The organism is Micromonospora sp. LOL_024 (assembly GCF_048060415.1).
GTDB lineage: Bacteria > Actinomycetota > Actinomycetes > Mycobacteriales > Micromonosporaceae > Micromonospora.
In genome coordinates, this window is record NZ_JBHMIS010000017.1 from 44,844 (window position 1) to 58,429 (window position 13,586).

Annotated in this window: 14 protein-coding genes; 10 read left to right on the forward strand and 4 right to left on the reverse strand. The window is 72.8% G+C overall.

The genetic code is table 11. The annotated features are described in order from the left end of the window. Nucleotides 1–36: 36 nt before the first annotated feature. The 3 genes from ACFHWY_RS18155 to ACFHWY_RS18165 form a co-directional block, all read right to left on the reverse strand. Nucleotides 37–753, reverse strand: coding sequence for a cation transporter (locus ACFHWY_RS18155; RefSeq protein ID WP_416581390.1), 717 nt, complete (start codon nt 751–753; stop codon nt 37–39). Then, nucleotides 753–1,082 carry an ArsR/SmtB family transcription factor gene (locus tag ACFHWY_RS18160; RefSeq protein ID WP_416581391.1) on the reverse strand — a complete coding sequence of 110 codons (330 nt, stop codon included), beginning with the start codon at nt 1,080–1,082 and terminating at the stop codon, nt 753–755. The genes ACFHWY_RS18155 and ACFHWY_RS18160 overlap by 1 nt, the downstream gene beginning before the upstream one ends. Nucleotides 1,083–1,348: 266 nt before the next feature. Continuing rightward, nucleotides 1,349–1,885 (reverse strand): cupin domain-containing protein, encoded by a 537-nt coding sequence (locus ACFHWY_RS18165; RefSeq protein WP_416581392.1) that lies wholly within the window; start codon nt 1,883–1,885, stop codon nt 1,349–1,351. A gap of 290 nt (nt 1,886–2,175) precedes the next feature. Between ACFHWY_RS18165 and ACFHWY_RS18170 the strand changes: the two genes are divergently transcribed. Genes ACFHWY_RS18170 through ACFHWY_RS18215 form a run of 10 tightly spaced genes read left to right on the forward strand, consistent with a single transcriptional unit; the run spans nt 2,176 to nt 12,353 of the window. Further along, nucleotides 2,176–3,783 (forward strand): ABC transporter substrate-binding protein, encoded by a 1,608-nt coding sequence (locus tag ACFHWY_RS18170; protein WP_416581393.1) that lies wholly within the window; start codon nt 2,176–2,178, stop codon nt 3,781–3,783. A gap of 10 nt (nt 3,784–3,793) precedes the next feature. After that, nucleotides 3,794–4,885, forward strand: a complete 1,092-nt coding sequence (locus ACFHWY_RS18175) for an ABC transporter permease (RefSeq protein WP_416581394.1) — start codon at nt 3,794–3,796, stop codon at nt 4,883–4,885. Continuing rightward, entirely contained in the window at nt 4,882–5,799 is a 918-nt protein-coding gene (locus ACFHWY_RS18180; RefSeq protein ID WP_416581395.1) for an ABC transporter permease, read from the forward strand. Before ACFHWY_RS18175 ends, ACFHWY_RS18180 begins: the two co-directional genes overlap by 4 nt. Before the next feature lies 1 nt (nt 5,800). After that, the gene (locus ACFHWY_RS18185) at nt 5,801–6,778 is read left to right on the forward strand and encodes an ABC transporter ATP-binding protein (RefSeq protein ID WP_416581396.1); all 978 of its coding nucleotides are present in this window, start codon (nt 5,801–5,803) and stop codon (nt 6,776–6,778) included. Beyond that, nucleotides 6,775–7,755: an ABC transporter ATP-binding protein gene (locus tag ACFHWY_RS18190; RefSeq protein WP_416581397.1), complete on the forward strand. Its 981-nt coding sequence runs from the start codon at nt 6,775–6,777 to the stop codon at nt 7,753–7,755. Before ACFHWY_RS18185 ends, ACFHWY_RS18190 begins: the two co-directional genes overlap by 4 nt. A gap of 10 nt (nt 7,756–7,765) precedes the next feature. Continuing rightward, a complete protein-coding gene (locus tag ACFHWY_RS18195; RefSeq protein WP_416581398.1) occupies nt 7,766–9,004 on the forward strand; it encodes an amidohydrolase family protein in 1,239 nt (412 codons plus the stop codon). Further along, nucleotides 9,001–10,674 carry a DUF885 domain-containing protein gene (locus ACFHWY_RS18200; RefSeq protein WP_416581399.1) on the forward strand — a complete coding sequence of 558 codons (1,674 nt, stop codon included), beginning with the start codon at nt 9,001–9,003 and terminating at the stop codon, nt 10,672–10,674. The genes ACFHWY_RS18195 and ACFHWY_RS18200 overlap by 4 nt, the downstream gene beginning before the upstream one ends. Before the next feature lie 4 nt (nt 10,675–10,678). Then, nucleotides 10,679–11,050 (forward strand): nuclear transport factor 2 family protein, encoded by a 372-nt coding sequence (locus tag ACFHWY_RS18205; protein WP_416581400.1) that lies wholly within the window; start codon nt 10,679–10,681, stop codon nt 11,048–11,050. Beyond that, on the forward strand, nt 11,047–11,373 hold the full coding sequence (locus tag ACFHWY_RS18210; protein ID WP_221084651.1) for a TIGR04076 family protein: 327 nt from the start codon (nt 11,047–11,049) through the stop codon (nt 11,371–11,373). Before ACFHWY_RS18205 ends, ACFHWY_RS18210 begins: the two co-directional genes overlap by 4 nt. After that, a complete protein-coding gene (locus tag ACFHWY_RS18215; protein WP_416581401.1) occupies nt 11,370–12,353 on the forward strand; it encodes an LLM class flavin-dependent oxidoreductase in 984 nt (327 codons plus the stop codon). The genes ACFHWY_RS18210 and ACFHWY_RS18215 overlap by 4 nt, the downstream gene beginning before the upstream one ends. Before the next feature lie 28 nt (nt 12,354–12,381). On the opposite strand, the gene ACFHWY_RS18220 is transcribed toward ACFHWY_RS18215, so the two are convergent. After that, nucleotides 12,382–13,575 carry a MalY/PatB family protein gene (locus tag ACFHWY_RS18220; protein WP_416581402.1) on the reverse strand — a complete coding sequence of 398 codons (1,194 nt, stop codon included), beginning with the start codon at nt 13,573–13,575 and terminating at the stop codon, nt 12,382–12,384. Between the last annotated feature and the right edge of the window lie 11 nt (nt 13,576–13,586).

Consider the following 13,586-nt stretch of genomic DNA (forward strand, 5'->3'; position numbering starts at 1 on the left):
TGGCGCGGGCGCTCGTTCTCGGCCGTCGGGCCCCGGTCAGTGCGCGCAGGTGCCGGAGCACCGGCAGTCAGCGGCGCATCCGTCGGTAGGGCGCGCGGGATCGATGGTGGGAGCGCAGCAGGCGTCGCCCCGCCAGGCGTCCCGGCCTTCCTTCACGGCGACGGCGGCGATGACGAGGGCGGCTGCCGGGTCGGCCCACCACCAGCCGAGGAGCGAGTTGGCCGCCAGGCCGACAAGCAGTACCGCGGACAGGTATGTGCACAGCAGCGTCTGTTTGGAGTCCGCGACGGCGGAGGCGGAGCCGAGTTCCCGGCCGGCCCGGCGTTGGGCGGCGGACAGGATCGGCATGATCGCCAGTGACAGTGCCGCGAGGACGAGTCCGACGGTGGAGTGGTCCGCCCGATCCGCGCCGAGCAGCGCGCGTACCGACTCGACGCCGACGTACGCGGCGAGCGCGAAGAACGAGATGGCGATGACCCGGAGGGCGGCGCGTTCGCGGCGTTCGTGGTCGGCGCCGCTGAACTGCCAGGCGACAGCCGCGGCGGAGCAGACCTCGACGATCGAGTCGAGGCCGAAGCCGATCAGTGCCGTGGACGACGCGATCGTGCCGGCGGTGATGGCGACGACGGCCTCGGCCACGTTGTAGGTGATGGTGGCGGCGACGAACCAGCGGATCCGGCGGGCGAGCACCACCCGCCGGGCGTCGGCGGCGTCGGCCGGGAGGCTCGCGGCGAGCGGCAGTGGCGCGCCCATCAGCAGCAGTCGTCGGTGTCGGCTGTCGGGCAGGCTGCCGGGTCGACGGCCAGGACGAGGTCGATCAGGTCCCCGAGCGCGTGGGCGAGCCGTGGGTCGGCCAACTCGTAGCGGGAGCGGCGGCCTTCGGTGACCGCCAGGACCAGGCCGCAACCGCGCAGACAGCCCAGGTGGTTGGACAGGTTCTGCCGGCTGGTGCCGAGCAGGTCGGCCAGTTCGGCGGGGTAGCCGGGACCCTCGCGCAGGGCGAGCAGCAGGCGGGCCCGGACCGGGTCGGACAGGGCATGCCCGAAGCGGGCCAGCACGGTGCCAAGGGTCAGTGTCTCCACGGAGGCATACGGTACAGCAGATGCTGAATAAACGAAACGCTGAACTGTTTATGGCGGTGTCGGGCGCCATGTCGGCGACAGGAGATCACCTTGGACCTGCGTTTCAAGGTCGCCGGGCGGGTCGGCCGTCGCGGGCACGTCCTGCTCGACGACCGTCACCATGGAGTCCGAGGCGTTGGGTACCCAGGCGCACGAGTAGCGCCCAGCCCTTGACGGCGGGGGCGGGCGCTACTCGCTGTGCCGAGGGGCCGCCCGGCGGCGCGCTGTCACGGGTTGGGCGGGGTGACCGCGATGATCAGGTGGGCCGGCTGGTCGCTGGCGTTGCGGTAGAGGTGGGCCAGGCGCGAGTCGAAGGTGACGGCCTCGCCGGCGGTCAGGGTGTACGACTCGCCGCCGATCTCGGCGACCACCTCGCCGCTGACGATGATGGCGCACTCGGTGGAGGGATGTGCCCAGGGCTCGGCCGAGCTGGCGTCCCCGGGGGCGAGTCTTGCCTGGAGCACCTCAAGGTCGCCCCGGCCGGGGGTGAGTCGTTCGTAGGTGATCTGACCGGGGGGTGCGGTGAGCAGGCTCCGGTCGCCGACCCGGCTGATGTGTACCGGGGGCGCTTCCGGCTCGGAGAAGAGTTCGGCGATGGATCTGTCGAAGACCTGGCCGAGCTTGCGCAGCGTGGACAGGCTCGGGTCGGTCGCGCCGTTTTCGATCTGACTGAGCAGGGCGGGTGACACGTCGGCGGCTGTGGCGAGCTGTCGCAGCGTGAGGGAGTGCTGCTGGCGCAGGTCGCGCAGTCGGTCACCGAGCATGGGGTCCTCACTCCGAAACAGTGTGGCTGGAAATGTTTGACCAAGCTATACGGTTTTGTTTAGGGTGGTCAAACAACAGATGGCGTCGTTTAGTACCGGTAGACACGCCGCGTCCGGGCATGAACCGGACGAACGCGAGTCCGGCCTACATCCAACCCTGCGACGACACATTTCCAAACCCGACGCAACCAGCAACCGGGCGCACCCCACACCGGATGGTGGTGCCGCCGGGCCGTCGATGCCCCCGCGGATCCGAGTAGCGAGCCGCGCCACACGAAGGTAGGAACAGCATGTCGGTGTCCCCCCGCCGGCTCCGCGCCGGAGCACTCGCTCTGGCGACGCTGGCCGTCATCTCCACCACCGCCTGCACCGCGGGTGGCGGCGGTGGAAACGCGAACGGTGGCGCGGCCACGACCCTCACCGTGAACACGTCGTTCGTCCTCAAGACCCTCGACCCGGGCCGCGTCTACGAGGCAACCGGCCTGACCGCCGTGCACGCCCTCTACGACACCCTGCTCACCTTCGAGGGCTCCGACGTCGGCACGCCGGTCCCCGCGCTCGCCGAGTCGTACCAGGTGTCGGCGGACGCGACGAGATTCACCTTCAAGCTGCGCTCCGGCGTGACCTTCTCCGACGGCAGCCCGCTCACCGCCGACGACGTGGTGTTCTCGCTCAACCGGTTGAAGAACATCAAGGGCAGCCCAGCGGTCACCGTCAGCGAGTTGAGCGTCAGCAAGACCGACGACAGCACCGTCGTGGTCACCTCGGCCACGCCCAACCCGAACGTGCCGGTCGTGCTGGCGATGCCCTCGACCGGTGTGATCAACGCCGAGCTCGCCCAGGAGAACGGCGCCAAGGCCGGCGAGGACGCAGCGCAGGGCGACACCGCGCAGCAGTACCTCGACACCAACTCCATCGGCAGCGGCCCGTACGTGTTGACGTCCTACGACCCGTCTGCCCAGGTGGTGCTGGAGGCCAACCCGAACTACTGGGGTGACAAGCCGCAGTTCGACCGGGTGGTGCTGCGCAACATGGACGTGCAGACCCAGAAGCTGACCATGCAGCGCGCGGAGGCCGCCGAGATCTCCCTGGACATCTCCGGCAAGCTGCTCGACGGCCTGCCCGGGAACCTGCAGACCTCCGGCGTGCAGGACACCGTCTACTTCCTCTTTCTGAACGCCGACCCGGCCGTGTCCGCGGTCAGCTCGAACCCGAAGTTCAACCAGGCGCTGCGCGCCGCCATCGACTACCAGGGCATCGCCGCCCTGTACGGCGAGGGCGCCGCACCCGGCGCCGGGCTGGTCGCCCCGGCCTTCCCCGGCACCCTGCCCGAGGGCGAGGCGTCCACCCGGGACGTGGCGAAGGCCGAGGCGCTGCTCGCCGAGGCCGGACTCAACAACCCTACGGTGAAGTTCAACTATCCGGCGATCACCTACAAGGGGGTGGATCTCGGCACCGTGGCCACCAAGGTGCAGGGCGACGCCGCCGAGGCCGGCATCACGCTGGAGCTGAACCCGCAGCCGCTGACCACCTTCCTCGACGAGATGCGCGGCGGGAAGTCACCCCTGGGCTTCACCCCGCAGAGCCTGAACTACCCGGTGGCCGACTCACTGATCAACAACATGGCGCCCGGCCAGGCCACCGCGCTGCGCTCGGGCTGGACCGTGCAGCGGGCCGACCCGGCCGTCGTGGCCGCCGGCGAGCAGGTCACCGAGACCCTCGACCTGGCCGCCCGCGCCACCGCGATGCAGCAGTGGCAGCGGCTGATGAACCAGTCGTCGCCGTACATCGTTCTGGCCAGCAACTCCTCCACGGTGGTGGCGACCGCCGACCTGACCGGTGCGGACTACTCCGCCGCCGGCTGGCAGGTCGACGTGGCCGCGGTCGGCCGCAAGTAGTCGGAGCAGCATGACGACGGTCCACAACGGCGAGCCGGGCGCGGTCACCACGACCGCGTCCCGGCCCCGGCCGCGACGCGCGTACCCGCTGCTGGGCTTCCTGGCCAAGCGGCTGGCGATCACCGCCGGCCTGCTGCTGGGCGTCACGGTGGTGACGTTCGGGCTGGTCAACGTGGTACCCGGTGACCCGGTCACCGCCAACCTCTCCGACCAGGCGCTCAACGACCCGGCCACGGTGGCAGCCTTCCGCCAGAAGTGGGGACTGGACCAGCCGCTCTGGGCGCAGTACCTGCACTACCTCGGCAACCTGCTGCACGGCGACCTGGGCACCTCCCAGCAGACCGGGCGGGCGGTCCTGGACGACCTGGTGAGATACGTGCCGGCGACGATGGAGTTGGCCATTCCCACCATGCTGCTGGCGCTGCTGATCGGCACCGGCGTCGGCATGCTCGCGGCGGTCCGCAATGGTCGGGTCACCGACCAGCTCGTCCGGGTCGGTGCCCTGCTCGGCCTCTCCACCCCGCCGTTCTGGCTCTCCCTCGTGGTGCTCTACGTCTTCTTCTACCAGCTCGGCCTGGCCCCCAGCGGTGGACGGCTCTCCACCGCCCACAGCCCGCCGCCCACCGTCACCGGCATGTACACCGTCGACGCGGCGCTGGCCGGCCAGTGGGCGGTCGCCTGGGACGCCGCCCAACACCTGGTCCTGCCGGTGCTGGTACTGACGTCACTGACCGTGGCGCTGCTGGTCCGCTTCGTCCGCTCCGCGATGCTGGAGGTGCTCCAGCAGGACTACATCCGGGCCGCGTACGCCAAGGGCCTGCCGACCCGGGTGGTGCTGCGCCGGCACCTGCTGCGTGCCGGCCTGGTCCCGGTGGTCACCGTCTCCGGCCTGGCCTTCGCCTCGTTGCTGTCCGGGACGGTGCTGGTGGAGAGCATCTTCGGCTGGCCCGGCCTCGGCCAGTACGCCTACCGCAGCGCCACCGCCCTGGACCTGCCCGCGATCCTCGGCGTCAGCCTTTTCGTGGCACTGGTCTACACGCTGGTCAACCTGACCGTCGACCTGCTGTACGGGCTCATCGACCCGAGGATCCGCCTGTCATGACGACGATCGCCCCCGACCCGGTGGCCCCGGACCCTAAGGTGGACCGGGCGCTGACCCGGCGCCGTTGGCTCGGCCGGCTGCGCGGCGGCCCGACCAGCCGGCCGATCTGGCGGCAGCCGATCGCCGCGGCGGCCCTGGCCATCCTCGGCGGGTGGCTGCTGGTGGCGCTGTTCGCCCCGCTCATCGCGCCCTACGATCCGCTCGCCCAGAGCGCCGACGGGTACGCACCGCCGTCGGAGGCGCACTGGTTCGGCACCGACTCGCTCGGCCGGGACATCCTCAGCCGGGTCGTCCACGGCGCCCGGCTGTCCATCCCGCTGGCCCTGGCCATCGTCTCGCTGGCCCTGCTCGTCGGTGGCCTACTCGGGCTGGTCGCCGGATACGTCGGCCGGTTCGCCGACGAGGCGTTGATGCGACTGACCGATCTGGTCTTCGCGTTCCCGCAGATCATCCTGGCCATGGCGGTGACCGCCGCCTTCGGACCGAACACCCGCAACGCCGTCCTCGCGCTGGTCATCGTCTCCTGGCCGGTCTACGCCCGGGTCATCCGCAGCGCCGTGCTCAGCATGCGCGGCGACGACTATCTCAGTGCCGCGCGGCTGCTCGGCGTCGGTCCGGTCCGCGCGCTGCGCCGCGACGTGCTGCCCAACAGCATCGGCCCGGCGATCGTGCTGGCCACCCTGGAACTCGGCAACGCGGTGCTGCTGCTCGCCGCGCTCTCCTTCCTGGGCCTGGGCCCCCGCCCACCGGCCGCCGAGTGGGGTTCGATGGTCGCCCTGGGCTCCCAGGACCTGTCGATGTGGTGGGTCAGCGTCTTCCCCGGCCTGGCCATCCTCACCGCCGTGATGGCCTTCAACGTGCTCGGCGACGCGCTGCGCGACCGGCTCGACCCCCGCTACGCGAAGGGACGCTGAGATGGCGCCGCTGCTCGACGTCGACTCCCTCGCCGTCACCCTGCCCGGCCCACGCGGGCCGCTGCCGATCCTGCACGACGTGTCGCTCACCGTCGACGAGGGAGAACTGGTCGGTATCGCGGGGGAGAGCGGCTGCGGCAAGAGCCTCACCGCGCAGACCCTGCTCGGCCTGCTCCCGGACGGCGCGCAGGTCAGCGGCTCGGCCCGGTTCGCCGGCACCGACCTGCTGGGCCTGGACAGCCGGGGCTGGCAGCGGGTCCGGGGCGCCGGCATCGCCATGGTGTTCCAGGATCCGTCCGCCGCCCTGCACCCGATGCTCACCATCGGTCGCCAACTCACCGAGCACATGCGGGTGCACCTACGGCTGGACCGCCGCGCCGCGACCCGGCGGGCGGTGGAACTGCTCGACCAGGTGCGCATCCCCGATCCGGAACGTGCCCTGCGGGCCTACCCGCACCAGTTCTCAGGTGGCATGCGGCAGCGGGCGGCCATCGCCATCGCCCTGGCCGCCCGCCCTCGACTGCTGATCGCCGACGAGCCGACCACCGCCCTCGACGTCACCGTGCAGGCCGGCATCCTCGCCCTGTTCGACCGGCTGCGCGCCGAGACCGGGCTGGCCGTCGCGTTCATCACCCACGACCTGGGGGTGCTCAGCGCGCTGACCACACGCGGCTACGTCTTCTACGCAGGGCGGGTGGTGGAGACCGGCCCCACCGGCGCGCTGCTCACCGCACCCACCCACCCGTACACTGCGGCGCTGCTCGGCGCCCGACCGCACGGCACCCAGTCCGTGGGCACGCTGCGGCCCATCCCCGGCGGACCGCCGGCACCGGGCCAGGCGCCGCCGGGCTGCCCGTTCCAACCCCGCTGCGGGTACGCCGAACCGTCCTGCGGGGATGCGCCGCCGCCACTGTCGCCGGCGGACGTCGACCGCGTGGTGGCCTGCGTGGTCCGCCCGCATCTGGAGGTGGCGGCATGAGCGAGCGGAACACGCCGAGCCTGCTGGAGATCACCGACGTGGAGGTCGAATACCGGTCCCGGGGACGTGGCCGGGTGCCGGCGGTCGTCGGTGTCAGCCTGGACGTGGCAGCCGGGCAGGTCGTCGGCCTGGTCGGTGAGTCCGGGTGCGGCAAGTCGTCGCTGGCCCGGGTAGCGGTCGGGCTGGCCGCGCCGAGCGCCGGAACGGTCCGCCTCGCCGGGCAGCCGGTCACCCCGTTGGGTTGGCGTCGCCGGCCGGACACCGAGATCGGCCTGCAGATGGTCTTCCAGAACCCGTACGCCTCACTGAACCCCCGGCGCACCATCGGCGCGCAACTGCTCGACGGTGTGCCGGCGACGGTGACCGGCGCGGCCCGCCGCGACCGGGTGCCCGAGCTGCTCGACCGGGTCGGCATGCCCGCCTCGGCCGCCGAGCGGTACCCGCACCAGTTCTCCGGCGGGCAACGGCAGCGCCTCGCCATCGCCCGGGCACTCGCCCCGCAACCCCGGATGATCATCGCCGACGAGCCGGTCACCGCCCTGGACGCCTCGTCGCAGGCCCAGGTGGTCAACCTGCTCGTCGGGCTGGTCCGCGACCTCGACATGGGCATGCTGTTCATCTCCCACGACCTCGCGCTGGTGCACGAGATCGCCGACGTCACCGCCGTGATGTACCTCGGTCGGATCGTCGAGACCGCGCCGACCCGCGAGCTGTGGCGCGACCCCCGGCACCCGTACACCCGGGCGCTGATCGACGCGGTGCCGCAGATCGGCCCCGCCCCACGGCTGCCCGCCACCCTCGCCGGCGAGGTGCCCGACCCGGCCAACGCACCGGCCGGCTGCCGGTTCCGGCCGCGCTGCCCGCACGCCTTCGCCCCCTGCGGCGCCGAGCCGCCCACCGTCGAGCTGGGTGGCCGCAGTGCCGCCTGCTGGCTCACCGAACCCACGACGACCCCGGCCACCGCGCCCGCCCACTGAGGAATCCGTGATGCACTCCGCCAGCGAACAGGTCCTGGTCAACCTCGCCCTCTACGACGGCGTCGACGACCGGTTGCAGCCCGACCGGGGCGTCTGGATCGGCGCCGACGGCATGATCCGCGCAGTCGGCCCGGTCGATGACGTGCTCGCCGAGGCCGGCGACACCACCGTGGTCGACCTCGGCGGCGACGTCGTGATGCCCGGCCTGACCAACATGCACGTGCACCTGTCGCTCGGGCTGCCCGGCCACCTCGCCGACGTGGTGCACCAGTCCAACCTGGCCGAGCTGGTGCTGCTGATGGCCGACTCGGCACGGCGCACACTGCACGCCGGGGTCACCACCGTCCGGCTCGTCGGCGAGGGACGCTACGCCGACTTCGCGCTGCGTCGGGGCATCGAGACCGGCGCGGTGGACGGCCCCCGGATCTTCACCGCCGGGCACGCGCTGTGCTGCACCGGCGGCCACGGCTGGGAGGCCGACGCCCTGGAGGCCGACGGCGCGGACGGGTTCCGGCGGCTCACCCGGGCGCAGATCCGGGCCGGCGCCGACCTGATCAAAGTGTGTGTCTCCGGCGGCATCGCCGGTCAGTACGAGGCGATCGACACCCCACAGTTGCTCGACGACGAGATGGCCGCCGTCATCGGAGTCGCCCACGACTGGGGGCGCAAGGTCACGGCGCACGCCGGTCCGGCCGACACCGTACGCCGGGCGGTCGAACTCGGCCTCGACTGCGTCGAGCACGGCTACCAGCTGACCGACGAGGTGACCCGCCTGATGGCCGAGCGGGGCGTCTGGTACGTCCCGACCATCGTGGTCAGCCGCTGCGAACAGTTCTTCCGCGACTCCGGGGTGCCCGGCTGGCTGATGGACCGCGCGCTGGCCGCCGGCCCCCGGCACTGGGAGAGCCTCCGGCACGCCATCCGCAACGGCGTGCCGATCGCGTTGGGCAGCGACATGCCGCCGCACGCCGGCTACGACGAGACCACCGCGACCGTTCGTGAGCTGGAGTTCATGGTGGACGCCGGGATGACCGTCGCGGACGCGTTGCAGGCCGCCACCATCCGCCCCGCACAGTGGCTCGGGCAGGCCGACACGCTCGGCACCGTCGAAGCCGGCAAACACGCCGACCTGCTGGTGCTGCGCGACGACCCGACCCGTTCGGTCTCCGCGCTGCGCACCCTGCACGTGGTGATGAAGGGCGGGGTGGTCCACCGCGACGACCACCACCGGGTGCGGACGCCCCGATGACCGGCATCACCGAGGTCGCCGACGACTACCTGCACGCTTTGGCCGCGCTCGACCCGCAGGCCGCCGAGGCAGTCGGGCGTACCCCCGGGTCCCAGCTGGCCGACCTGTCACCGGAGGCGTTCGACGCCCGCGCGGAGCTGGCCCGCGCCACCGCGACCGCCGTCGCCACGGTCAGCACACACAGCCCGACCGAACGAGCCCTCGCCGGTGCGCTGGCCGACCGGCTCGAAAGCGACGTCGCGCTGCACGACGCCGGCTTCACCACCCGGCTGCTCGCCCCGCTGGCCACCCCGGTGCACCTGGCCCGGCAGGTCTTCGACAACCTGCCCCGGGCCACCGCCGACGACTGGGCCGTCGTCGCCGCCCACCTGCACCGGCTGCCCACCACCCTCGACCAGTACACCGCCACGCTGCGCCGCTCCGCGCAGCGCGGGCAACTGGTCGCCCGCCGGCAGGTGCTGGCCGTCGCCGCGCAGTGCACCTCCTGGATCACCGCCGACTTCTACGGCGGTCTCGTCGCCGGCTACCCGGGCGGCCCGCTCACCGACCGGCTGGCCGGCGGGGCGCGGCTGGCCACTGCCGCCACGGCGGGATTCGCCGCCTTCCTGCGTGCCGAACTGGCACCGGCGGCTCCCGACGCCGACGGAGTCGGCCGCGACCTCTACCAGGTCACCGCCCGCGCCTTTCTCGGTGCCACCGTCGACCTCGACGAGCTGTACGCGTACGGCTGGGCGGAGCTGGAACGCACCGCCGTCGAGCTGCGCGCAGCGGCCGTCGACTGCGGCCACCCGGACGCGCCCACCGCACGGGCCGCGCTGGACGCCGACCCCGCGCGCCGGGTGCCGGTCGGCCCCGCGCTGGAGGCGTGGCTGCGGGAACGGACCGGGCAGCTCACCGACGTGCTTGACGGCACCCACTTCGACATCCCGCCCGCCACCCGGCACGTCGAATGCCGGATCAGCCCCACCGCCGGCGGCGTCATGTACTACACCCCGCCCGACGCGGGCCTGACCCGCCCCGGTGGGATCTGGTGGTCGGTGCCGCCGGGCGAGCCGACCGTGCCGGTGTGGCGACACGTCGGGACGCTGTGCCACGAAGGGCTGCCCGGCCACCACCTCCAGCACGCCATCACCCTCACCACCGTCGAGCTGCACCCCTGGCAACGCACCCGCTGTCACGTGCACGGCTACGCCGAAGGCTGGGCGCACTACGCCGAACGGCTCGCCGACGAACTCGGCCTCTACACCGGCCCGGCGGAGCGGCTCGGCATGCTCGACGGACAGCTGTGGCGGGCCGCCAGGGTCGTCGTCGACCTTGGCCTGCACCTCGACCTGCCGATCCCGGCCGGCAACGGGTTCACCGCCGCCTCGCGCTGGAGCCCCGCGCTGGCCGTGGACTTCCTGACCCGGGTCGTCGGGCTGGACGCCGCGACCGCCCGCTTCGAGGTCGACCGCTACCTGGGCTGGCCGGCGCAGGCCCTCGCGTTCAAGGTCGGCGCCCGGCTGTGGCAGCAGACCCGCCGGGACGCCGAACGGCGCGCCGGCGCCGCCTTCGACCGCAAACGCTTCCACCACACCGCGTTGGCGCTCGGGCCGATGGGCCTGGAGCCGCTGCGTGACCGCCTCGCCGAAACGTTCCGACCCTCCGCCGCCGCCCTCGACCGGAAGTGACCCGATGACCGTCGAACTCACCACCACGATCAGCCAGATGTACCGATCACTGGGGGATCGGTCCGCCTTCGACGCCCACCTGCACCCCGAGTTGACCATCTGGGAGAGCGACGCCGGTCAGCTGCTGCACGGCCTGGCCGATCTGCACGCGCTGCGCGATCGGCGGGCGGCCGAGGCGGCCGGACCGGCGCCGCTCACCGTGGCGCCCGAACAGCTCCATGCCGACGCGTGGGGCGACACCGGCCTGGTCCGGTACGTGCTGCGGGCCCGCCACGGCGGCGACCGGCCGGACACCTGCTTCCGGGTGACCGACGTGCTGCGCCGCGAGGGCGCCGGCTGGCGGATCGTGCACCACCACGCGGAGGCCGTCCGATGAGCGACGAACAGCCCACCACCGACGTCTACGACCTGCGGGTCGTGGTGGAGCGCATCGAGGGCCGTTCGGTGTGCGGCATGAAGCCCGGAGACCACCTCGACCTGACCGAGTCGTGCCGGCTCAGCATCCCCGCCGGCCAGCACTTCTGCCTGTACGCCCTCGCCGCGTGCCTGCCGCTGCTGCCGGCCAAGCAGCGTGCCCTGGCCGAGGGGGACTGGATGGCCCGGGACAGCCACGTCGCCTGCCCGGACCCGGACGAGCGGGTCATCATGCGGATCGAACGCACCGGCCGGCGGCAGATCCCCACCGAGGAGTTGACGTGACCCGGCTGGTGGGCGTGGGCCTACAGTCGGACAAGTCCGCCGACGAGTACGCAGAGCTGGCCGAGCTGGCCGAACGGCACGGCTTCGACGTGCTGTCGGTCTTCGGTGACCTGATGTACCAGCCGCCGATCTTCCCGCTCCTGGTGGCGGCCCGACACACCCGCCGGATCCGGCTCGGCGCCGCCTGCCTCAACCCGTTCACCCTGCACCCGGTGGAGGTGGCCGGCCAGGTCGCCGCCCTCGACCTGGCCTCGTGTGGCCGCGCGTACCTCGGACTGGCCCGGGGCACCTGGTTGCAGCAGGTCGGGGTCCCGCAGGCCCGACCGTTGCGCCGGATCGCCGAGACCGTCCAGATCGTCCGCCGGCTGCTCGCCGGTGACGACAGCGGCTTCCAGGGCCGGGAGTTCACGGTGGCACCCGGCACCGCCCTGCGGTACGCCCCGGCCCGCGCCGACGTGCCGGTGCTGGTCGGCACGTGGGGCCAGCAGACCGCCCGGTCCGCCGCCGGGTACGCCAGCGAGGTCAAGGTCGGTGGGTCGGCGAACCCGGCGATGGCCAAGACGATGCGGGCCTGGCTGGACGAGGCGGCGGCCGGACCGGGCACCGGGGTGGTGCTGGGCGCGGTCACCGTCGTCGACTCCGACGGCGCGCTGGCGCGTCGGGTGGCCCGCACCGAGGTGGCCATGTACCTCGCGGTGGTCGCCGCCCTCGATCCCACCGTCGAGCTGGACCCGGAGCTGCTGGCTCGCATCCAACAGCACGTCACCCGCCGGGAGGACGACCTGGCCGGCGCGCTGATCGGCGACGACCTGCTCGACCTGTTCGCCTTCTCCGGCACACCCGAACAGGTCGCCGCGCAGGCCGCGGCGGTCTTCGACGCCGGAGCCAGCCGGGTGGAGTTCGGCACTCCGCACGGGTTGACCCCGCAGGGCGGGATCGACCTGCTCGGCCGGCGGGTGCTGCCGCTGCTGCGTGGCTGAGCGCTGGTGCGATGGCCTGGACAGCGAGCTAGGACTCGTTGACGGCGCGCCCCATCCGGCTGACCGCCTCGGTCAGGATCGCGGGGGAGGTGGCGAAGTTGACCCGGACGAAGCCAACGCCGCCGGTGCCGAAGACGTGCCCGGAGCTGAGGGCCACCCGGGCGCGGTCGAGGAACATCCTCGCCGGCCCGGCCAGATCGGTCACCACGCCGGGCTCGCCGGTGGTCGGGCCGGTGGCCGGGCCCAGCGTGGCGCAGTCCAGCCAGGCGAGGTAGGTGCCCTCCGGCGGCCGGTACCCGATGCTCGGCAGGTGCTGCGCCAGCAGCCCCGCCAGCAGCTCCCGGTTCGCGTGCAGGCCGTCGAGCAGCTGGTCGAGCCAGGGCCCGCCGTCGCGGAAGGCGGCGGTGTGCGCGATGACCCCGAGATGGCTCGGCCCGTGGCCGACCTCCTCCGGCAACCGGCTCAGGTCGGCCACCGCCTGTGGGCCGGCGACCACGAGCGCCGACTTGAGGCCGGCCAGGTGCCACGCCTTCGAGGCGGAGAGCACCGCGAACCCGTCCTCGGCACCGGCCACCGTGAGGTACGGGGTGAAGTGCGCTCCGGGCAGCACGAGGGGCGCGTGGATCTCGTCGGAGACCACCCGGACCCGGTGCCGACGGGCCAGCTCGGCCACCGCTTCGAGTTCGTCGCGGCGGTGGACGACACCGGTCGGGTTGTGCGGGTTGCACAACAGGAACACCGCCCGGCGGCCGGCGCCGCCCACCCGACGAAACGCCTCGTCCAGGGCGGCGGGGTCCATTCGCAGGTCCGGCCCGAGCGGCGCCTCGACCACCCGCCGGCCGTCGTGGCCGACGAAGGCGTAGAACGGTGGGTAGACCGGGGAGCAGACCACGACCGCGTCGCCAGGGCCGGTCAGCAGCCGGATAACCTCGACGATGCCGAGCATCACGTCCGGGACGACCGCGGTGCGATCGACCCGCAGGTCGGGCCAGGCCCAGCGGCGGGCGGCGAAGTCGGCGAGCGCCTCGGCGTACGCCGTCCCGTACTGGTATCCGGTGTCCCCCCGGTCGACGGCGGCGTGCAGCGCCTCGGCGACCGGTGTGGCCAGCGGCACATCCATCTCGGCCACCCAGAGGGGCAGTACGTCGTCGGCGTACATCCGCCACTTGACGCTGGTGCGCTGCCGCAGCTCGGCGAGCGTGAACTGGGTCAGCGGATTCATCGGTGACAGTC

Coding starts and splice junctions, on each gene's coding strand:
- ACFHWY_RS18200 (WP_416581399.1), top strand. CDS start 9,001: ATGACCGGCATCACCGAGGTCGCCGACGACTACCTGCACGCTTTGGCC.
- ACFHWY_RS18175 (WP_416581394.1), top strand. CDS start 3,794: ATGACGACGGTCCACAACGGCGAGCCGGGCGCGGTCACCACGACCGCG.
- ACFHWY_RS18195 (WP_416581398.1), top strand. CDS start 7,766: ATGCACTCCGCCAGCGAACAGGTCCTGGTCAACCTCGCCCTCTACGAC.
- ACFHWY_RS18205 (WP_416581400.1), top strand. CDS start 10,679: ATGACCGTCGAACTCACCACCACGATCAGCCAGATGTACCGATCACTG.
- ACFHWY_RS18155 (WP_416581390.1), bottom strand. CDS start 753: ATGGGCGCGCCACTGCCGCTCGCCGCGAGCCTCCCGGCCGACGCCGCC.
- ACFHWY_RS18180 (WP_416581395.1), top strand. CDS start 4,882: ATGACGACGATCGCCCCCGACCCGGTGGCCCCGGACCCTAAGGTGGAC.
- ACFHWY_RS18165 (WP_416581392.1), bottom strand. CDS start 1,885: ATGCTCGGTGACCGACTGCGCGACCTGCGCCAGCAGCACTCCCTCACG.
- ACFHWY_RS18220 (WP_416581402.1), bottom strand. CDS start 13,575: ATGAATCCGCTGACCCAGTTCACGCTCGCCGAGCTGCGGCAGCGCACC.
- ACFHWY_RS18185 (WP_416581396.1), top strand. CDS start 5,801: ATGGCGCCGCTGCTCGACGTCGACTCCCTCGCCGTCACCCTGCCCGGC.
- ACFHWY_RS18210 (WP_221084651.1), top strand. CDS start 11,047: ATGAGCGACGAACAGCCCACCACCGACGTCTACGACCTGCGGGTCGTG.
- ACFHWY_RS18170 (WP_416581393.1), top strand. CDS start 2,176: ATGTCGGTGTCCCCCCGCCGGCTCCGCGCCGGAGCACTCGCTCTGGCG.
- ACFHWY_RS18190 (WP_416581397.1), top strand. CDS start 6,775: ATGAGCGAGCGGAACACGCCGAGCCTGCTGGAGATCACCGACGTGGAG.